The sequence below is a fragment of the Nocardioides aequoreus genome (assembly GCF_000720335.1).
Classification (GTDB): Bacteria; Actinomycetota; Actinomycetes; order Propionibacteriales; family Nocardioidaceae; genus Marmoricola; species Marmoricola aequoreus.
Genome location: NZ_JOJN01000002.1, coordinates 731716 through 749822, shown reverse-complemented (window position 1 = coordinate 749822; position 18107 = coordinate 731716). Strand labels below are relative to the sequence as shown.

General features: G+C 73.6%; 20 protein-coding genes and 3 tRNA genes. 13 read left to right on the top strand and 10 right to left on the bottom strand.

Annotated elements, in window-relative coordinates:
* A complete protein-coding gene (locus IG63_RS0106185) occupies window positions 1-486 on the bottom strand; it encodes a cupin domain-containing protein (RefSeq protein WP_030483506.1) in 486 nt (161 codons plus the stop codon).
* A gap of 79 nt (window positions 487-565) precedes the next feature.
* Between IG63_RS0106185 and IG63_RS0106180 the strand changes: the two genes are divergently transcribed.
* The 5 genes from IG63_RS0106180 (at window position 566) to IG63_RS0106160 (ending at window position 6728) form a co-directional block, all read left to right on the top strand.
* Entirely contained in the window at window positions 566-1696 is a 1131-nt protein-coding gene (locus IG63_RS0106180; protein ID WP_030483505.1) for an SDR family oxidoreductase, read from the top strand.
* A gap of 75 nt (window positions 1697-1771) precedes the next feature.
* Window positions 1772-2797 (top strand): helix-turn-helix domain-containing protein, encoded by a 1026-nt coding sequence (locus IG63_RS0106175; RefSeq protein WP_051706197.1) that lies wholly within the window; start codon window positions 1772-1774, stop codon window positions 2795-2797.
* Window positions 2798-2956: 159 nt separating this feature from the next.
* Entirely contained in the window at window positions 2957-4771 is a 1815-nt protein-coding gene (locus tag IG63_RS0106170) for an FAD-dependent oxidoreductase (protein ID WP_030483503.1), read from the top strand.
* On the top strand, window positions 4768-5829 hold the full coding sequence (locus tag IG63_RS0106165; protein ID WP_030483502.1) for a maleylacetate reductase: 1062 nt from the start codon (window positions 4768-4770) through the stop codon (window positions 5827-5829). The genes IG63_RS0106170 and IG63_RS0106165 overlap by 4 nt, the downstream gene beginning before the upstream one ends.
* Window positions 5826-6728, top strand: a complete 903-nt coding sequence (locus IG63_RS0106160; RefSeq protein ID WP_030483501.1) for a dioxygenase family protein — start codon at window positions 5826-5828, stop codon at window positions 6726-6728. Before IG63_RS0106165 ends, IG63_RS0106160 begins: the two co-directional genes overlap by 4 nt.
* A 135-nt stretch (window positions 6729-6863) precedes the next feature.
* On the opposite strand, the gene IG63_RS20455 is transcribed toward IG63_RS0106160, so the two are convergent.
* Window positions 6864-7559, bottom strand: coding sequence for a MerR family transcriptional regulator (locus IG63_RS20455; protein ID WP_245604343.1), 696 nt, complete (start codon window positions 7557-7559; stop codon window positions 6864-6866).
* Window positions 7560-7637: 78 nt separating this feature from the next.
* On the opposite strand from IG63_RS20455, the gene IG63_RS0106150 reads away from it, so the two are divergent.
* Window positions 7638-7988 (top strand): nuclear transport factor 2 family protein, encoded by a 351-nt coding sequence (locus tag IG63_RS0106150; protein ID WP_030483500.1) that lies wholly within the window; start codon window positions 7638-7640, stop codon window positions 7986-7988.
* A gap of 31 nt (window positions 7989-8019) precedes the next feature.
* On the opposite strand, the gene IG63_RS23515 is transcribed toward IG63_RS0106150, so the two are convergent.
* Both IG63_RS23515 and IG63_RS0106140 read right to left on the bottom strand, forming a co-directional pair.
* A complete protein-coding gene (locus IG63_RS23515; RefSeq protein ID WP_281174272.1) occupies window positions 8020-8268 on the bottom strand; it encodes a cupin domain-containing protein in 249 nt (82 codons plus the stop codon).
* 272 nt (window positions 8269-8540) lie between these two features.
* Window positions 8541-8613, bottom strand: a tRNA-Arg gene (locus IG63_RS0106140).
* Window positions 8614-8821: 208 nt separating this feature from the next.
* On the opposite strand from IG63_RS0106140, the gene IG63_RS0106135 reads away from it, so the two are divergent.
* Window positions 8822-10651 (top strand): phosphoenolpyruvate carboxykinase (GTP), encoded by a 1830-nt coding sequence (locus IG63_RS0106135; protein WP_030483498.1) that lies wholly within the window; start codon window positions 8822-8824, stop codon window positions 10649-10651.
* Window positions 10652-10683: 32 nt separating this feature from the next.
* A complete protein-coding gene (locus tag IG63_RS0106130; RefSeq protein WP_030483497.1) occupies window positions 10684-11694 on the top strand; it encodes a hypothetical protein in 1011 nt (336 codons plus the stop codon).
* Window positions 11695-11736: 42 nt separating this feature from the next.
* Here IG63_RS0106130 and IG63_RS22570 read toward each other — a convergent pair whose 3' ends face one another.
* From IG63_RS22570 to IG63_RS0106100, 6 genes are all read right to left on the bottom strand, one after another.
* On the bottom strand, window positions 11737-11880 hold the full coding sequence (locus IG63_RS22570; RefSeq protein ID WP_157210047.1) for a hypothetical protein: 144 nt from the start codon (window positions 11878-11880) through the stop codon (window positions 11737-11739).
* A 159-nt stretch (window positions 11881-12039) separates the two neighbouring features.
* A tRNA-Ser gene (locus IG63_RS0106120) sits at window positions 12040-12133 on the bottom strand.
* 68 nt (window positions 12134-12201) lie between these two features.
* Window positions 12202-12666: a hypothetical protein gene (locus IG63_RS0106115; protein ID WP_051706196.1), complete on the bottom strand. Its 465-nt coding sequence runs from the start codon at window positions 12664-12666 to the stop codon at window positions 12202-12204.
* A gap of 44 nt (window positions 12667-12710) precedes the next feature.
* Window positions 12711-12799, bottom strand: a tRNA-Ser gene (locus tag IG63_RS0106110).
* 54 nt (window positions 12800-12853) lie between these two features.
* The gene (locus tag IG63_RS0106105) at window positions 12854-13909 is read right to left on the bottom strand and encodes a hypothetical protein (protein WP_051706195.1); all 1056 of its coding nucleotides are present in this window, start codon (window positions 13907-13909) and stop codon (window positions 12854-12856) included.
* A gap of 2 nt (window positions 13910-13911) precedes the next feature.
* Window positions 13912-14718 (bottom strand): carbon-nitrogen hydrolase family protein, encoded by an 807-nt coding sequence (locus tag IG63_RS0106100; protein WP_051706194.1) that lies wholly within the window; start codon window positions 14716-14718, stop codon window positions 13912-13914.
* Window positions 14719-14743: 25 nt separating this feature from the next.
* Here IG63_RS0106100 and mobA point away from each other — a divergent pair, with 25 nt between their 5' ends.
* From mobA to IG63_RS23905, 5 genes are read left to right on the top strand one after another with little or no spacing between them, the layout of a single operon-like run.
* The gene (gene mobA, locus IG63_RS23225; protein WP_030483493.1) at window positions 14744-15307 is read left to right on the top strand and encodes a molybdenum cofactor guanylyltransferase; all 564 of its coding nucleotides are present in this window, start codon (window positions 14744-14746) and stop codon (window positions 15305-15307) included.
* A 53-nt stretch (window positions 15308-15360) separates the two neighbouring features.
* Window positions 15361-15696 (top strand): DUF6457 domain-containing protein, encoded by a 336-nt coding sequence (locus IG63_RS23220; RefSeq protein WP_211249201.1) that lies wholly within the window; start codon window positions 15361-15363, stop codon window positions 15694-15696.
* Between the two features lie 22 nt (window positions 15697-15718).
* Window positions 15719-16693, top strand: a complete 975-nt coding sequence (locus tag IG63_RS0106085; protein ID WP_030483491.1) for an NAD(P)H-quinone oxidoreductase — start codon at window positions 15719-15721, stop codon at window positions 16691-16693.
* Between the two features lie 10 nt (window positions 16694-16703).
* Window positions 16704-17297 (top strand): bacterial proteasome activator family protein, encoded by a 594-nt coding sequence (locus tag IG63_RS0106080; protein WP_030483490.1) that lies wholly within the window; start codon window positions 16704-16706, stop codon window positions 17295-17297.
* On the top strand, window positions 17294-17998 hold the full coding sequence (locus IG63_RS23905; protein ID WP_342665945.1) for an HAD family hydrolase: 705 nt from the start codon (window positions 17294-17296) through the stop codon (window positions 17996-17998). Before IG63_RS0106080 ends, IG63_RS23905 begins: the two co-directional genes overlap by 4 nt.
* Window positions 17999-18107: the final 109 nt, after the last annotated feature.

Below are 18107 nucleotides of genomic sequence, written 5' to 3'. Positions count from 1 at the left end.
TCAGACCCAGTGGGTGTCGTGGCGGATCATGAAGGCCGCGCGCTGCTCCTCGGTCATCTCCTCGCGGCGGGCCAGGGTCTCGAAGTAGTCCTCGCGGGGGCCGCCGGGGGCGAACATCAGCAGCATCGAGGCGCCGCCCCCGCCGCGGAAGGCGTGCAGCCCGCCCTCGGGGACGTAGAGGAAGTCGCCGGGCCGCGCGGTGATCCAGGCGCGACCGTCGTAGAGCCGCACCTCGCCGGAGAGCACGTAGAACTGCTCGGAGATCGACCGGTGGAAGTGGGCGTCGGGCCCGGTCTCCTCCTCGCCGAAGGTCCAGCGGTAGAGGCCGAAGCGTCCCTCGGTCTGGTCCCCACGGGCGAGGTACTCGCAGGTCCCGCCGCTGGCGTAGGTGATCTCGGGCTCGGTGTCACGGCCACGGAGCCAGGCGGAGACCTCGCCGCCCTCCCCGCGGTAGAGGTCGGGCGGATAGCTGCGCGGCAGTGACACGTCGTCCTCCTCGTCACCGGCAGGCTGCCATGACCAGCGACACAGGTGAAGGGATCGGTGACAGCGGGTAACCAACGACGTGAGCACCTTCCCGAGCAACTCCGCCAGCACCGCCCCTGACCACCCGACCGCCCTGGTCGTCGGCGCGACCGGCATCGCCGGCTCCGCCCTGTGCCGCCTGCTGGTGGAGCAGGGCTGGCGCGTCCTCGGCCTCTCCCGCAGCGGGGGTACGCCGGTGGACGGCGTCGAGCCGGTCAGTGCCGACCTCACCGACCCCACGGCGCTGGAGCGGGCGCTGGCGGGCCACGAGCCGACGCACGTCTTCCTGACCGCCTGGATCCGCCAGCCCACCGAGGCGGAGAACATCGAGGTCAACGGCGCGCTCGTGCGCGACCTGCTCGGCGCCGTCCGCGGCGCGGGCTCGGTGCGCCACGTCGCCCTGCTGACCGGCCTCAAGCACTACCTCGGCCCCTTCGAGGCCTACGGCCAGGGCGAGATGCCCGACTCGCCCTTCCACGAGGACGAGCCGCGGCTGCCCTACGACAACTTCTACTACGCCCAGGAGGACGAGCTCTTCGCCGCCGCCGAGCGCGACGGCTTCGCCTGGAGCGTCCACCGCGCCCACACGATCATCGGCCACGCCGTCGGCAACGCCATGAACATGGGGCAGACGCTCGCGGCGTACGCCGCCCTGTGCCGCGAGGCGGGCCGGCCCTTCGTCTTCCCCGGCTCGGAGACGCAGTGGAACGGGCTGGTCGACATGACCGACGCCGGCATCAACGCCGAGCAGATGGTGTGGGCGGCGACGACGCCGGAGGCGGCCGACACGGCCTTCAACATCGCCAACGGTGACGTCTTCCGCTGGCGCTGGCTGTGGCCGCGGCTCGCGGACCGGCTCGGCGTCGCGTGGGAGGGGTACGCCGACGCGCCCCGCCCGCTCGAGGAGCAGATCGCCGCGTGGGACGACGCCGAGGGCACGTGGTCACGGATCGCCGAGCGCGACGGGCTCGTGGAGCCCGACCTCTCGCGGGTCGCGTCGTGGTGGCACACCGACAGCGACCTCGGTCGCGACGTCGAGTGCCTGACCGACATGACCCGCAGCCGGGAGCGCGGCTTCACGGCGTACCGCTCGACGCCGCACGCCTTCGAGGCGCTCCTCGACCTGCTCGAGGAGCAGCGGGTGGTGCCGCGGCCCGGCTCGGCCGGCTGAGGAGGTCGGGGAGGGGTCCGCGCGGGACGCTCGTGAGGGACCGGTCGTGACTGGGGTCACAGGTAGTCTCGGCCCATGCCGGACGCACCGCCGCGGGCCTCGTCGGGCACCCGGACGGGTGCCCCCTCAGGCAGCACCGCGGGCGGCGCCGCGCCTCGCGCGTTCTCCACGGTCGGCCTGCCCCTCGAGCAGCGCGTCGAGCTGTGGGAGACGCACAACGAGGACGCCCTGATCGGCCTGCGCTGCCGCACGCTCTCGGGGGGCGTGCTGGAGGCGACCGAGGTCAACGTGCAGGTCGACCGGCTGCACCTGGCGCGTGTGCGGGGGAGCTCGCACGTCGTGGAGCGCGACCTCGGCCTGGTGCGCCGGCGTCCGGCGGAGTCGGTGGCGCTGTTCTTCAGCCTGGTCGGCGAGGCGTTCTTCTACCACGACGACGGCGTCCGCAAGCTGCGTCCGGGGCAGCTGCTGATGTGTGACGCCGACCGGCCCTTCATGCGCGGCTTCTCCCAGGGCCTGGAGGAGCTGGTGGTCAAGGTCCCGCGCCCGCTCTTCGCCGAGGTCACCGGCATCGAGCGGGTCGACCAGCCGCGCGTGGTGAGCTTCGAGGCGGGCGCCAACGCGGTGGCCCACACCCTGGCCAGGACCGTGGGTCGCGCCGCGCGCGAGGACGGCGCCACCCCCACCGAGGAGGACAGCCTCCTCGACCTCGTGGCCGCGCTCACCGGCAGGGCCGAGCGCGACCCCTCGGCGGCGCACCGCGCCGCGGCGCACACCTATATCGAGCAGCACCTCGCGGACCCGAGCCTGTCCGCCGACGTCGTCGCGGCCGCCATCGGGCTCAGCACCCGGCACCTCTCGCGGGTCCTCGCCTCCACCGGCACCGGCTTCCGCCCGTATCTCCTGGGGCGTCGCCTCGACGCGGCGCGCAGGCTCCTGGAGGGGCCCGCAGCATCGTCGACGACGATCGCGCAGGTCGCCCACCAGTGCGGCTTCGCCTCGGCCGCCCACTTCTCCAGTGCGTTCACGACGCACTTCGGCGAGACCGCCAGCGAGGTGCGTCGCAGGGCGGCGACCGCCCGCGCCCTCCCGCTCGCTCTCTGAGCGCGACAGCCGTCGCGGCGCGAGCAGAGGTCGACCTTCGTGGATCGGCCATCGGTGCGCAGACGCGCCGAGATGCCGGTCACACCGTCGACACCCTCCGCGCCGACGCGGACACTGGCCGGCACACCGGCGGGGCGCCGGACGAGGAGGGTGGATCACGTGCCAGTGTTCGACGACGGCCAGCAGGAGACCGAGCTCCCCACCTCCGGCCTGGTGGAGACCGACGTGCTGATCGTCGGCTCCGGCCCCGCGGGCTCGGCCGCCGCGCTCTTCCTCGCCACGCTCGGCGTGCCCAACATCATGATCACGAAGTACCGGTGGACGGCCAACACCCCGCGCGCGCACATCACCAACCAGCGCGCGATGGAGATCTTCCGCGACATGGGCATCGAGCAGCAGGTGCTGGCCGACGCCACGGAGCACAGCCTGGTCGGGGACACCGTCTTCTGCACGTCGATCGCTGGTGAGGAGATCGGCCGCATCCACACCTGGGGCACGAGCGCCGCCCGGGAGGCCGACTACCAGCTGGCCTCGCCCAGCCTCATCGTCGACATCCCCCAGACCTACCTCGAGCCGATCCTGGTCCGCAACGCCACCGCACGCGGCACCCACTCCCGGTTCTCCACCGAGTACCTCTCCCACACCCAGGACGCCGACGGCGTCGACGTGCGGGTCCTCGACCGCGTCACGGGCGCGCCGTACACGATCCGGGCGAAGTACCTCATCGGCGCCGACGGTGCGCGCTCCAAGGTCGCTGCCGACGTCGGCCTGCCCTTCGAGGGCGCCATGGACATCGCCGGCTCCATGAACATCACCTTCAAGGCCGACATCAGCGCCTACTGCGACCACCGTCCCTCGGTCCTCTACTGGGTGATCCAGCCGGGCTCCAACGTCGGCGGCATCGGCGCCGGGCTCGTCCGCATGATCCGGCCGTGGAACGAGTGGCTGATCGTGTGGGGCTACGACATCGCCGAGCCGCCGCCGGTCGTCGACGAGGCCGCGGCGACGCAGATCGTGCGCAACCTGCTGGGCATGCCCGACCTCGACGTCGAGATCACGGGCACCTCCCTGTGGGGCAACAACGAGATGTACGCGACCCACCTGCAGTCCGGCCGCGTCTTCTGCGCCGGCGACGCCGTCCACCGCCACCCGCCGAGCAACGGCCTGGGCTCCAACACCTCGATCCAGGACTCCTACAACCTCGCCTGGAAGCTCGCGGCCGTCCTGCGCGGCCAGGCCGACCCGTCCCTGCTGGAGACCTACTCCGTGGAGAGGGCGCCCGTGGCCGAGCGCATCGTCAAGCGCGCCAACCGGTCGAGCCGCGAGTTCGTCGACCTCTTCGTGGCGCTCGGCGTGACCGAGGCCGAGACCGAGGAGGAGATGGTCGCCGCCATCGAGGAGCGCAAGGCCAACACCCCCGAGGGTGCTGCCAAGCGCGCGGCGCTGGTCAAGGCGATGGAGCTGAAGAACTACGAGTTCAACGCCCACGGCGTCGAGCTCGGCCAGTTCTACGAGTCGAGCGCGATCGCCTCCGACGGCACCACCCGGCCGGAGCCCACCCGCGACCCGGACCTCTACTACGAGGCCTCGACGGTGCCCGGCTCGCACCTGCCGCACGCGTGGGTGGGGGACCACAAGGTCAAGCTCGCGATGATGGACCTCGCCCCCTACGACCGCTGGACCCTCGTCACCGGCATCGCGGGCGAGGCGTGGGAGGAGGCGGCGGCCGAGGTCTCCGCCGAGCTGGGCGTCCCGGTGGAGGCGGTCGTCATCGGTCCCGGCCGCGAGGTCACCGACCTGTACTACGACTGGGCCAAGCTGCGCGAGGTCGACGAGGGCGGTGCGTTGCTGGTCCGCCCCGACAAGCACATCGCCTGGCGCTCGCACAGCCTGCCGGACGACCCCGCGGGCCAGCTGGGCACCGCCCTGAGGCAGGTGCTGGGGCGGACGCCCGGCCGGGGGAGCGGCGAGTGAGCCTCTCCTTCCGGCACGACACCCTGGGGCAGCGGGTCCGCTTCGGGTCCGGGCAGGCGGCCGAGGCGCTCGCGGCGGAGGTCGAGGAGGGCGGCTGGAGCCGGGTCATGGTCGTCGCCGGCGCCTCCGAGGCCGAGCTGGCGGCCCGCGTCACCGGCGGCCTGCCGGTCGCCCACGTCCACGACGAGGTCGTCATGCACGTGCCCGTCCCCGTCGCCGAGCGCGCCCGTGCCGCGGCCGCGGCCCACGACGCCGACGTGCTGGTCAGCGTCGGCGGCGGCTCCACGACCGGCCTCGCCAAGGCGGTCGCGCTCACCACCGGCCTCCCGATCGTCGCCGTCCCCACGACGTACGCCGGCTCGGAGGCCACGAACGTCTGGGGGCTGACCGAGGGGTCGACCAAGACCACCGGCGTCGACCCGCGGGTGCTGCCCCGCACCGTGGTCTACGACGCCTCGCTGACGCTCTCGCTGCCGGTCGGGCTGAGCGTGGCCTCGGGGCTCAACGCGCTGGCGCACTGCGTCGACTCGATGTGGTCGCCGCACACCGACCCGATCGACCAGGCCCTGGCCACGGAGGGCATCCGGGCGCTCGACGCCGGGCTCCCACGCGTCGCCGCGGACCCCACCGCCTTGGAGGGGCGCGAGGAGACGCTGTACGGCGCGTACCTGTCGGCGGTCGCCTTCGCCTCCGCCGGGTCGGGGCTGCACCACAAGATCTGTCACGTCCTGGGCGGGCGGTACGACCTGCCGCACGCCCCGACGCACGCCATCGTGCTGCCCCACGTCCTTGCCCTCAACGGTCCTGCGGCGCCGGCCGCCGACGCCCGCATCGCCCGCGCCTTCGGGGCCGACGACGGCCTGGCGGGGCTGCAGCGCCTGCGCGCCCGGCTCGACGCGCCGCGCGCCCTGCGCGACGTCGGCCTCGAGGAGTCGCAGATCCCCGACGCGGCGCGCGCGATCCTTCCCGTCGTACCCCCCAGCAACCCCGCCGACGTCGGCGTCGAGGTCCTCGGGGACCTCCTGCGCCGCGCCTGGGAAGGAGCAGACCCCCGATGAGCCCAGAGACCGGTCCGGAGATCAGTGCCGAGCAGCGCGAGCGTGAGGAGAGCCTGGTGCGGGCGGTCCTCGACTCCTTCGACGGCACCGAGAGCCCCCGCCTCAAGCAGCTCGTGCAGGGAGTCGTGACCCACCTGCACGCCTTCCTGCGCGACGTCCGGCTCACCGAGGAGGAGTGGCGGCAGGGCATCGACTTCCTCACCGCCGTGGGTCACATCACCGACGAGCGGCGCCAGGAGTTCATCCTGCTCTCCGACACCCTCGGCGCCTCCATGCAGACCATCGCCATCAACAACGAGGCCTACGCCGACGCCACGGAGGCGACCGTCTTCGGCCCCTTCTTCGTCGAGGACGCCCCTCGCATCGACCTCGGGGGCGACATCGCCGGTCCCGCCAACGGCCAACCCTGCTGGGTGGAGGGCACGGTCCGCGACACCGACGGCAAGCCGGTGGCGGGCGCCCGCATCGAGGTGTGGGAGGCCGACGAGGACGGCTTCTACGACGTGCAGTACGACGACGACCGCGTGGCCGGTCGCGCCCATCTCTTCAGCGACGACGCGGGCGCCTTCCACTTCTGGGCCATCACCCCGACGCCCTACCCGATCCCGCACGACGGCCCCGTGGGCCGGATGCTCGAGGCGACCGGTCGCTCGCCGATGCGGGCCTCGCACCTGCACTTCATGGTCAGCGCCCCCGAGAGCCGGACCCTGGTCACCCACATCTTCGTCCGCGGCGACGAGCTGCTCGAGCGCGACAGCGTCTTCGGCGTCAAGGACTCGCTGGTCAAGGACTTCGTCGAGCAGCCGGCGGGCACTCCGACCCCCGACGGGCGGGACCTCGGCGGATCCACGTGGTCGCGGGTCGCCTTCGACATCGTGCTGGCCCCCGACGGCGTCTGAGCCGGTGGGCCGTCAGCGGGGCGCGAGGGAGTCGGTGACCGGGAAGACCGGCCACCCGATCTCGGTGCGCCAGGTGGAGGGGTCCTCGGTGTCTCGCGGTCCGACCAGGTAGGTCTCGCGGATGGGTCCGGCGACCTACAGGGCGTTGGCCACCACCCAGGCTCCGACCTCGCCGTAGGTGACGTCGATGTCGTCGTGGTCACCGACGTGGGTGGCCACGGCCAGCTCGACGGCGGGCAGCTCGACAGGGCGCACCCGTCCCCGGCTGGGTGGGTCCTGCGTGGGCCGGTGCACGAGCACGTGCCCCCGCCCGGTCTCGAAGAGCGCGTTGTCGTACACGCCGCCGGGGGTGCCGAGCGGGCCGTCGAGGGTCGCGTCGAGCTCGGCCATGGCGCCGGCGTACCAGCCCAGGACGTCGTCGAGCTCGACGTCGTCCTCCACCGCGGCCACCGTGGTGGCCGGGAGGCTGCGCACCTCGACCTGCACCGGGGCGGGCTCGGGCGCCAGCAGCCTCCGCAGCGAGCGCACCGCGGCCCAGGTCCGGTCCAGCTCGGACTCCAGTCGGCGCAGGTGCTCGGCCACCAGCGCGGAGCGCGCGCCGGGATCACCGGCGTCGAGGATGCGGCGTACGGCGGGGAGCGGCACGTCGAGCTCCCGCAGCCGGTGGATGACCTGGGCCGTGGGGATCTGCGCCGCGCTGTAGTAGCGGTAGCCGGTGAGGTCGTCGACGTGGGAGGGCACGAGCAGCCCGCCCTCGTGGTAGCGGCGCAGCGTGCGCACGCTCAGGTGGGTCAGCCGGGAGAACTCCCCGATGCTCAGGCCGGATCGCACCCGCGCAGTGTGCACCCTCCCCCCGAGGGAGGGTCCAGTGCTTGACCCTCCACCGGCGGCCGGCCCCACGCTCGCCCCATGACCACCACGCAGGACATCCACCCCGACCAGCTGCCCACCACGATCCGCGCGTTCCTCGCCGCCCACACCGCCAGGGAGGCGAGCGCCGCCCTGCGCTGCCTCACCGAGGACGTCGTCGTCACCGACCAGGGCGAGACCTTCCGCGGCACCGAGCAGGTCCGCGACTTCCTGCTGCACGCGGGGAGCGAGTTCACCTACACGACCCAGCTCGTCGCGGCCCGCCGCCTCGACGACATCCACTGGGTGGCCGTCCTCCACCTCGAGGGCGACTTCCCCGGCGGCGTCGCCGACCTCGACTACCGCTTCACCCTCACCGACGGTCTCGTCAGCGAGCTGGCGATCGGCTGAGGCGTCGTCCGGCGGCCTCGCGCCGGGACGGTCAGTCGAAGGCGTAGTGCACGTCGTCGAAGGAGCCGGTCGCGAAGACGTAGAAGAAGCGCAGCGGTCGGTCTCCGGTGTTGCGGGTCGCGTGGACGGTGTCGCTGCCGATCATCACCGCCGACCCGGCCTGCACGTCGAAGACCTCGTCGCCCAGCCGCTGGCTGCCGGTTCCCTCCAGGAAGAAGTACGACTCCGTCACGGCATGCCGGTGGGCAGCGAGCTCACCGCCCACCGGGACGACACACACCCCGGTGGTGAGGTCGCGGGTCCCGGTGACGTCCGACGAGAACAGGGTCTGCCAGGTCGCGCTCCCTCTCGTCTCGTCGTCCCACCTCTCCACGGGGAGGTCAGCGAGGTGCCGGACCGCAGGCGTGTCGTCGTCCACGACGTCAGCACACCACGGGCAGCACCCTGGGGGACGCCCCCGACCTGGGTGCGTCCGTCGTCGGGGACGCGCACAGCGACGAGCGAGAAGCACGAAGCCCCCGTCGGCACGACCGACGGGGGCTTGCTGTCCTGCGCGCCTGTAGGGATTCGAACCCCAAACCTTCTGATCCGTAGTCAGATGCTCTATCCGTTGAGCTACAGGCGCCCGTCCCCTTGCGAGGACCGGGCAACTCTAGCCGACGCGGGCGGCGGGGCCGAAATCAGGGCGCAACGCAGCGCTGGATCGATCCAATATGCCGCCGGTGTGATTCGTCGTAGCCTCGCCAGCACCTCACGGGGGCATGCAACGGTGCGGCACCCGGCGCCCCAGACCCACGGTTACGCCGAGACACATCGATGAGAGGCCACGCGCCATGACGGCTACGTCCGAGACCACCAGTGCTCCCACCACGCACCAGGGCATCCTCGACTTCGTCGAGGAGACCGCGGCACTGACCAAGCCAGACCGGATCCACTGGTGCACCGGCTCCGAGGAGGAGTGGGTCGAGCTGACCGACGCGCTGGTCGCGACCGGCACCTTCGTCAAGCTCGACGAGGCCAAGAAGCCCAACTCCTTCTACGCCGCTTCCGACCCCATCGACGTCGCCCGCGTCGAGGACCGCACCTACATCTGCAGCCGCGACGAGCGCGACGCGGGCCCCACCAACAACTGGATGGACCCCGAGGAGATGAAGGGCCTCATGCGCGGCCTGTACGACGGCTGCATGCGGGGCCGCACGATGTACGTCGTGCCCTTCGTGATGGGCCACCTCGAGGCCGAGGCGCCGATGTTCGGCGTCGAGCTGACCGACTCGGCGTACGTCGCCGCGAGCATGCGCGTGATGGCGCGCATGGGCAGCCACGTGCTGCGCCGCATGGAGGAGCTCGAGGCCGAGGGCGGCGTGAAGTGGGTGCCGTGCCTGCACTCGGTCGGCCACCCGCTGGCCGAGGGCGAGGCCGACGTGGCGTGGCCGTGCAACGACACCAAGTACATCGTGCAGTTCCCCGAGGAGCGCACGATCTGGTCCTACGGCTCGGGCTACGGCGGCAACGCGCTGCTGGGCAAGAAGTGCTACGCCCTGCGCATCGCCAGCGTCGTCGCCCGCGACGAGGGCTGGATGGCCGAGCACATGCTGATCCTCAAGCTGACCAGCCCCGAGGGCGTCACCAAGTACGTCGCCGCGGCCTTCCCGAGCGCCTGCGGCAAGACCAACCTGGCCATGCTCGAGCCGACCATCCCCGGCTGGAAGGTCGAGTCGATCGGCGACGACATCGCCTGGATGCGCATCGGCGAGGACGGCCGGCTGTGGGCGGTCAACCCCGAGTACGGCTTCTTCGGCGTCGCGCCCGGCACCAACGAGCACACCAACCCCAACGCGATGAAGACCATCAACATCGGCAACTCGGTCTTCACCAACGTCGCGCTCACCGACGACGGCGACGTCTGGTGGGAGGGCCTGGAGAACCCGCCCGCCCACGCCACCAGCTGGAAGGGCGAGCCGTGGACGCCGGAGAGCGAGGAGCTCTCCAGCCACCCCAACAGCCGCTACTGCACGCCGATCAAGCAGTGCCCGATCCTCGCCGACGAGTACGACGACCCGCGCGGCGTCCCGATCGACGCGATCCTCTTCGGCGGCCGCCGCAAGACCACGGTGCCGCTGGTGGTCGAGGCCCGCGACTGGACCCACGGCACCTTCATGGGCGCCACGCTCTCCAGCGAGACCACCGCGGCCGCCACCGGCGCCGTCGGCGTGGTGCGCCGCGACCCGATGGCGATGCTGCCCTTCATCGGCTACAACGCCGGCGACTACCTCTCCCACTGGATCAACATGGGCAAGGAGAACGACGCGGCCAAGATGCCGCGGATCTTCTACGTCAACTGGTTCCGCCGCGACGACGAGGGCGGCTTCCTGTGGCCCGGCTTCGGGGAGAACAGCCGCGTGCTGAAGTGGGTGCTCGAGCGGATCGACGGCCAGGCCGCCGCGGTCGAGACCCCCATCGGTCACGTCCCGACGCCCGACGCCCTCGACGTCGAGGGCCTCGACCTCTCCCGCGAGCAGCTCGAGGCGGCGCTCGACGTCGACGTCGAGGAGTGGCGCGCGGAGATCCCGCAGATCACCGAGTGGTTCGAGAAGTTCGGCGACGACCTCCCCGCCGTGCTCTGGACCGAGCTCGACGGCCTGAAGGCACGCCTCGGCGAGTGAGTCGGTGGCGCACGTCCGCCATGATGGCGTCCATGGACGCTGACGACGGGGCGCGCAGGCGCGAGCTCCTGGCCGGGCCGGCGGGCCAGCTGTACGCCGAGGCGGTGGCCGCCGGTGGCCTCCGCGCCGACGACCCTCGGCTGGGCGGGAGCCACGACGACCGCGAGGCCGTCGAGGCGGTGGCGACCCTGCGAGAGCTGGGCCTGCTGCGGCAGGACGGCGACGGGGTCTGGCGCGCCGCCGACCCGGCGCTGGTGCAGTCGAGCCTGGTCACGCCGCTGAGCCGCGAGGCCGCGCACCTGCTGGACGAGAGCGCCGCCTGGGCCGAGACGCTGGGCGAGCTGGCGCACGCCTGGCGCCGGGCGGGGGAGAGCGGCGAGGGCCTGACCCAGCTGCGGGGCATCGACACCGTCAACGGCTTCCTCGAGACCGCCGTCGAGGACGCCCGCAGCGAGATCGTCACCGCCCACCCCGCGGGGCCACGCCGCGCCAGCGTGCAGGCCGCAGCCCGCTCGCGCGACGCCCGAGCGCTGGAGCGCGGGGTGCGCATCCGCACGCTCTACCAGCACACCGCCCGCCACAGCCGCTCGATGCGGACCTACGTCGACACCATGCGCGAGCTGGGGGCCGAGATCCGCACCCTCGACGAGTTCTTCAACCGCCTCATCATCATCGACCGCCGCCTGGCGCTGATCCCAGGGGACGTCGCGGAGTCCGCGGTGCTGATCCACGACAAGCGGGTCGTGGCCTACCTCGTCGACATCTTCGAGCGCTCCTGGGAGCGCGGCCGCGCCTACGACCACGAGACGCGCACGGCGAAGGGCCAGATCGCCGAGGAGGTCAGGCAGCTGACGGTGCGCATGCTCGGCGAGGGCCACAGCGACTCCGCCAGCGCGAAGCGGGTCGGCGTCAGCACCCGGACCTACGCGTCGTACGTCGCCGCGCTCAAGGAGGAGTACGGCGTCGACACCCGCTTCCAGCTGGGGCTGGCGATGGGACGGCAGCAGGACAGGGCCCTCGTCGCGGACGACGACACCCCCTGAGTCGGTGTCGTCGTCCGGCGAGGGTCATGCCGGGCCCTGCGGTCACTCCCAGGCGGTGTCCTGCACGGTGCTGCTGGTGGTGCGCTCCCAGGCCGTGTCGGCCTGGGCGGGGGAGGCGCTGAGCGCGACGGCGCCGACGGTGACGAGCGAGAGGGTGCTGGCGGCAGCGAGACGACGGATCTTCATGACGATCTCCTCGTGTGCATTAGGGGGCATGGAGATGCTCCCCCGCCTCACCCGGGCGAACCGCATCGCTCGGGCACACGAGTGTGCAATGCACGATCCTGCAGAGTTTGCGGGCAGGACGAGGTTGCCCGTCCCGGTCCGAGGACCGGGACGGGCGCTTGGCGGAGGTGGAGGGATTTGAACCCTCGATGGGGTTGTAGCCCCAAACCCGCTTAGCAGGCGGGCGCCATAGACCGGACTAGGCGACACCTCCAAGCCGCAGCACAGGCTACCCATGACGCCCGGCCGCGGCGAATCAGGGGGCGGCGGCGCCCGCCGGGCTCACCGCAGCCGGCGGTAGCCGTGGGTGCGGTCGAGCTGCTCGGCGATCAGCGAGGTGAGCTCGGTCGGGTCACCCGCGAGGGCGTCGACCGGCAGCGTCGTGGAGCGCCCGTCACGCAGCCGCAGCGTGGTGCAGCGCACGCCGTCGACGGTGCCGGCCTGCACGTCGAGCACCTCGCTCCAGCGGGCGGAGCGCGCCCGGGCCGAGCGCAGCAGACGGACCCGGTAGCCGTCCTCGTCGAGCCGCACCACCCAGTGACGGGGCAGCAGCAGCGCGAGCAGCACGCCCAGCGCGACGGCGGCGAGGATGACCGTCACCGTGACGACGGCGCCGGGGAGCGAGAGCAGCCAGGTGGCCAGGACGCTCAGCAGCACCAGCGCCGCGACGACGACGAGGCCGGCGCCGAGCAGCCGGGCACGCAGCGCGGGGGCCAGCGGGCGCAGGACGGGGAGACGGTGCGACATCGCGTCCCGAGGATAGTCCACCCCGCCCTGGAGACCCTGACCGGCAGAGGGGGCGGGATTCGAACCCGCGGCTGACATCGCTGCCAGCGACCGCTTTCAAGGCGGTTCCGATAGGCCACTCCGGCACCCCTCCTCGGCCCTCCGCGGAGGACCTCGCAGGTCACGGTAGTTGCTCCCCGGGCGGCCGTCAGCGCAGGGCGCGGATGCGGGAGGGCTCGGGGCGGTGCCCCCGCGAGCCGGCGCGGCCGAGCAGGCGTAGCAGCCCGAGCACCAGCAGGCCGAGCAGCAGCCCCAGCGCCGCGGCGTACGCCGTCGCGAGCAGCAGCGTGGTGGCGTCGTCGCCGGTCACCAGGCCCACGGTCACCGGGGTGGTCGCCGTGGTCCCGAAGGCGCAGACCCACCAGCCCTGGCGACGCCGGTCGCGCACCGCCACCCCCACGACGAGGGCCGGGACCCCCACGAGCACCTGCAGCGGTGCCGGCACGGCGCCCAGCAGGTCGCGCGCCCGGTCGCGCGCCGCGGTGACGTCGGCGACGAGCGACGGCGCCCCCCAGCGCTGCAGGGCCCAGGCGTAGGCGAGCGAGAGGGCCAGCAGCAGCACGCCGCCGAGGACGAGCAGGACGCCGGCCCGCCCGAGCGCGTGCACCCCGCCCGCCGGACGGTGCACCACGACCAGGGTGAGCAGCAGGGCGAGCCCGAGCGCGACGTAGGAGAGCCGGGTGTCGTCGACCGGGGCGCCGTAGCCCCAGGTGGCGAGCGCCGCGACACCGGCGACCACCAGGGCCAGGACCACCTCGCGCACCACGGCCGGCAGGGAGCGCGCCGGCACCGTGAGCAGGACCGCCAGCGCCGCGCCGACGACGGCCGCGCCCAGCGCGGCGCCGGCGAGCAGAGGGTCGTAGCCGGTCACCACCGCGGTGGCGGTGAGCAGCCCACCGACCACCGCCGCCACGAGCGGTCGACCGCCGGTGCGCCAGGCCAGACCGGTGGCGAGCAGGGTGGTCAGCGCCGCGGAGAGCGTGGGTGCGACCGGCACGCCCTGCAGCGCGAGGTCGGCTTCGGCGCGCACCCGCACCGCCGCCAGCCCGACGGCCGCGGCGAGTGCGAGCAGGGTCCAGGCGGTCGCGAGCACCGTGCGCTGGCGGTCGTGGGTGCGTGGTGGCGGCAGGGCGTCGCCGGCCGGCCCGCGGCCGGGGTCGCGGACCCGGGCGAGGCCCGAGGGCGGCGGGGCGTCGTGCGCCACGGTCACATCCTGCGGTTGCTCAGCGACGGGTTGGTGCGGCGTACGTCGGCCACCGCGGCGCGGTCGAGCACCGCGTCGAGCTCGGTCTCCGTGTCGCCCGCCTCGACCACGACGTCGCCGGTGGGCGCGATGACCGTGGAGTGCCCGGTGTAGCGGGGGCCGGGCTGACCGACGGCGACCACCCACACCGTGTTCTCGATCGCGCGGGCGCGCAGCAGCGTGCGCCAGTGCTCGACCTTGCGCTCCCCGGCCACCCAGGCCGCGGGCACGACCAGCGCCTCGGCGCCACGGACCGCGAGGGTGCGGGCGAGCTCTGGGAAGCGCAGGTCGTAGCAGGTCATCAGCCCGAGCGGGAAGCCCGCGACGTCGACGACCGCCGGCTCGACCGGGCCCGGGCTCACGGTCGCGGACTCCACGTAGCCGAAGGAGTCGTAGAGGTGAATCTTGCGGTAGGCCGTCACCTGCCCGGCGGCGGCCAGCACCAGCGTGTTGAGCGGTCGCGCGGGGTCGTCGGCGGTCTCGAACATGCCGCCCAGCCACGCGGTGCCCGACTCGCTGAGTCGCCGCAGCCGCTCCGCGAAGGGCCCGTCGAGGCCCTGCGCGTACGGCGCCAGGTCGCTGCCCGCCTCGCCGAAGTCACGGGCGAAGGCCTCGGGCAGCACGACCAGGTCGGGCGGCGGCGACTCCTGCGCCGCCCGCGAGGCGGTCTCGTCGACCACCGCCAGGTTGGCCTCCGGGTCGAGCCCGGAGGCGCGCTGGACGAGGCGCACGCGCAGGGTCTGCTCCGACACGGGATCAGGCGCTGACATGGGTCCAGGGTGACAGACTCGTGGGGTGGAGAAGGTCGGTGCCGTGGTGCTCACCGGGGGCACGGCCCGCCGGCTGGGCGGCGCCGACAAGGCGGCGCTCGACCTCGGCGGTCGCACCATGCTCGACCGGGTGCTCGGCGTCGTCTCGGACTGGCCCCACGTCGTGGTGGGGGAGCCGGTCACGGGCGTGCCCACGGTGCGCGAGCAGCCCGCGGGGGCCGGGCCGGCGGCGGCGCTGCTCGCCGGGGCCGAGGCGCTGCCCGACGACACCACGCTGGTGCTCGCGCTCGCCGTCGACATGCCCCACGTGACGGTGCCGACCCTGGAGCGGCTGCGCGACGCGGTGCGTGACGACGGGTCGCTGGACGGGGCCCTGCTCGTCGACGCCGACGGACGCCGCCAGTACCTGTGTGCGGCGTACCGGCGCGCCCGGCTGCTGGCCGTCGCGCCCGACGACCGCGACGGCCTGCCGCTGCACCGGCTCGTCTCCGGTCTGCGCCTCGTCGAGGTCGCGGCCGTGGGTCACGAGGCGCACGACGTCGACACCTGGGAGGACCTCGCGCGGGCCCGGGAGCGGCTCGACCCCTGATCCGGGGGCCGCGGTGGTTGCAGAGCGGTCGGCCCCCGGCCAACACTGGGGCGGTGAACCTCCACGACTGGGTCGACGAGCTGTGCGACGAGCTGGACATCGAGGTCGAGGTCGACGAGGCGCTGGTGCTCGACCTCGCGCGGGACGCCGCGCACCACGTCGAGCGACCGGCGGCACCGATCTCCACCTTCCTGCTGGGGTACGCCGCGGCGGCCTCCAGCGGTGCGCCGCAGGAGGTGGAGCGGCTCGCCGGGCTCGCCACCGCGCTGGCGCTGCGCTGGGACAAGTCGCCGGACCAGCTCGCCCACGAGGACGACGACCCCGAGGCCGACGCGGAGACCGAGGTCGAGGTCGAGGCGGTGGCCGAGGGAGCCGACGAGGAGGAGTAGCCGGGCGGCATACGGTGGCGGCATGCGTGCCGTGACCGCCCCCGAGCCCGGAGGGCCCGAGGCCCTCGTCGTCAGCGACCACCCCGACCTGGAGCCCGGCCCGGGCGAGGTGCTGGTGGAGGTCGTGGCCAGTGCGGTCAACCGAGCCGACACGCTGCAGCGCCAGGGGGCCTACCCGCCGCCCGCGGGCGCCTCCGACGTGCTCGGGCTGGAGTGCTCCGGCCGGGTCGCCGCCCTCGGCGAGGGTGTCGAGGGCTGGGCGGTCGGGGACGAGGTCTGCGCGCTGCTCGCGGCGGGCGGCTACGCCGAGCAGGTCGTGGTGCCTGCCGGCCAGCTGATGCCCGTGCCCGACGGCGTCGACCTGGTCACGGCCGCCGCCCTGCCCGAGGTCGCGTGCACGGTCTGGTCCAACGTCTTCGTGGTCGCCGGCCTGCAGCAGGGGGAGACCCTGCTGGTGCACGGCGGCGCCGGCGGCATCGGCAACATGGCGATCCAGCTCGGCGCGGCCCTGGGTGCCCGGGTGCTCACCACCGCCGGCACCGCCGAGAAGCGGGCCTTCTGCGAGTCGCTCGGAGCGGAGCGCGCCATCGACTACCACGAGGAGGACTTCGTGGAGGTGGTGAAGGAGGCCGGCGGGGCCGACGTCATCCTCGACAACATGGGGGCGTCGTACCTCGGCCGCAACGTCGCCGCCCTCGCCGCCGAGGGCCGGCTCGTGGTCATCGGCATGCAGGGCGGGGTGAAGGGCGAGCTCAACCTGGGCGCCTTGCTGGGCAAGCGCGGCGCCGTGATCGCCACCTCGCTGCGCGCGCGCCCGGCGGAGCAGAAGGCCGCCGTGTGCCGCGGCGTCGTCGAGCACGTGTGGCCGCTCGTCGCCGACGGCACCGTGCGCACCTTCGTGCACGAGACCTACCCGCTGGAGGACGTCGCCCGCGCCCACGCCGTGATGGCCGAGGGCAGCCACACGGGCAAGCTCGTGCTGACGACCGGGAAGTAGTGTCGTGACCATGTCGATGCAGCACGGCGAGCAGCCGCAGCCCGGGTCCGACGACGACCACGTGGTGGTGATCGGGCCCGACGGCCAGCCGGTCTCCGTGCCGGCCGCGGCGGTGCGCCCGGTCGAGCCCACCGACGGCGAGGAGGAGGAGGGCGCCCGCCCGCTGACCGACCTGGTCGAGCAGCCCGCCAAGGTGATGCGGATCGGCCGGATGGTGCAGCAGCTCCTCGAGGAGGTGAAGTCCGCGCCCGTCGACGAGCCGGGCCGCAAGCGCCTCGCCGACGTCGTGCACACCTCGATCGCCGAGCTCAAGGACGGTCTGGCCCCCGAGCTCGACGAGGAGCTCGACCGGCTGATCAAGCCCTTCGAGGACGGCACGCCCACGGAGTCGGAGATCCGGATCGCGCAGGCGCAGCTCGTCGGCTGGCTGGAGGGCCTCTTCCACGGCATCCAGACCGCCATCTACGCCCAGCAGATGGCCGCGCGCGGCCAGCTGGAGCAGATGCGCCGCGCGCTGCCCCCGGGCGCCGTCCCCGGCCAGCACCCGCAGCAGCCGGCCGACGAGGCCGAGCAGCAGGGCAACCGCGGGGGCATGTACCTCTGAGCGCGCTCTCGGGCGCCCCGCTGGTCGTCACCTTCGACCTCTTCAGCGCGCTCACCGACACCCGCACGGGCGCGTCCGCGACGCTGGACGCCCTGGCGGCCGAGCGCGGCTGGGAGGCGACGGGCCCGGAGCTCTACGACGACTGGGACGCCCGCAACAAGGCCGCCCAGCGCACCGCGCGGTGGCCCACGACCTTCGCCGAGGTCTCCCTCGACGCCCTCGCCGCGACGTACGCCGCCCGCTCGCTGTCGCCGGAGCACGCCCGGGCCGACCTGGGCCGGCTCCACGGCGCCGTCGGCGACTGGCCGTTGTGGCCCGACGTGGCCGAGGCCGTGCGCGCCGTCGCGGCGATGCCGCAGGTGCGCGGCGTCGGGCTGCTCTCCAACGTCGACGACGCGCTCGCGCGGCGCACGAGGGCCGCGGCGCTCGTCGAGGCCGACCTGATGCTCACCTCGCAGCGCCTGCGCGCCTTCAAGCCCGATCCGAGCATCTACACCGAGGCGGCCGCCGCCGTGGCGCCGGCGGCGCTGGTGCACGTGGCGGCGTCGGCCCGCGACGTCCGCGGAGCGCTCGAGGCGGGCCTGGCCATCGTGCGGCTCGCCCGACCCGGCCACGCCCTCGACCCCGACGGCCCCCGGCCCGACCACGAGGTCGCCGACGCCGCCGACCTCCCCGCCGCCCTCGAGGCGCTCGCCCGCTGACCGGGCGGCGTACCGGGTCTCGAGACGGTTGCTGCGCAACCTCCTCGACCACCCGAACGCTCCGGGCGGGCGGCGCACCGGGTCTCGAGACGGTTGCTGCGCAACCTCC

Excerpts from the sequence above, each read along its gene's own strand:
- IG63_RS0106160 (WP_030483501.1), top strand. The coding sequence starts at position 5,826 with ATGAGCCCAGAGACCGGTCCGGAGATCAGTGCCGAGCAGCGCGAGCGT.
- IG63_RS0106080 (WP_030483490.1), top strand. The coding sequence starts at position 16,704 with ATGTCGATGCAGCACGGCGAGCAGCCGCAGCCCGGGTCCGACGACGAC.
- IG63_RS0106135 (WP_030483498.1), top strand. The coding sequence starts at position 8,822 with ATGACGGCTACGTCCGAGACCACCAGTGCTCCCACCACGCACCAGGGC.
- IG63_RS0106175 (WP_051706197.1), top strand. The coding sequence starts at position 1,772 with ATGCCGGACGCACCGCCGCGGGCCTCGTCGGGCACCCGGACGGGTGCC.
- IG63_RS0106115 (WP_051706196.1), bottom strand. The coding sequence starts at position 12,666 with ATGTCGCACCGTCTCCCCGTCCTGCGCCCGCTGGCCCCCGCGCTGCGT.
- IG63_RS0106150 (WP_030483500.1), top strand. The coding sequence starts at position 7,638 with ATGACCACCACGCAGGACATCCACCCCGACCAGCTGCCCACCACGATC.
- IG63_RS0106100 (WP_051706194.1), bottom strand. The coding sequence starts at position 14,718 with ATGTCAGCGCCTGATCCCGTGTCGGAGCAGACCCTGCGCGTGCGCCTC.
- IG63_RS0106085 (WP_030483491.1), top strand. The coding sequence starts at position 15,719 with ATGCGTGCCGTGACCGCCCCCGAGCCCGGAGGGCCCGAGGCCCTCGTC.
- IG63_RS0106130 (WP_030483497.1), top strand. The coding sequence starts at position 10,684 with ATGGACGCTGACGACGGGGCGCGCAGGCGCGAGCTCCTGGCCGGGCCG.
- IG63_RS22570 (WP_157210047.1), bottom strand. The coding sequence starts at position 11,880 with ATGAAGATCCGTCGTCTCGCTGCCGCCAGCACCCTCTCGCTCGTCACC.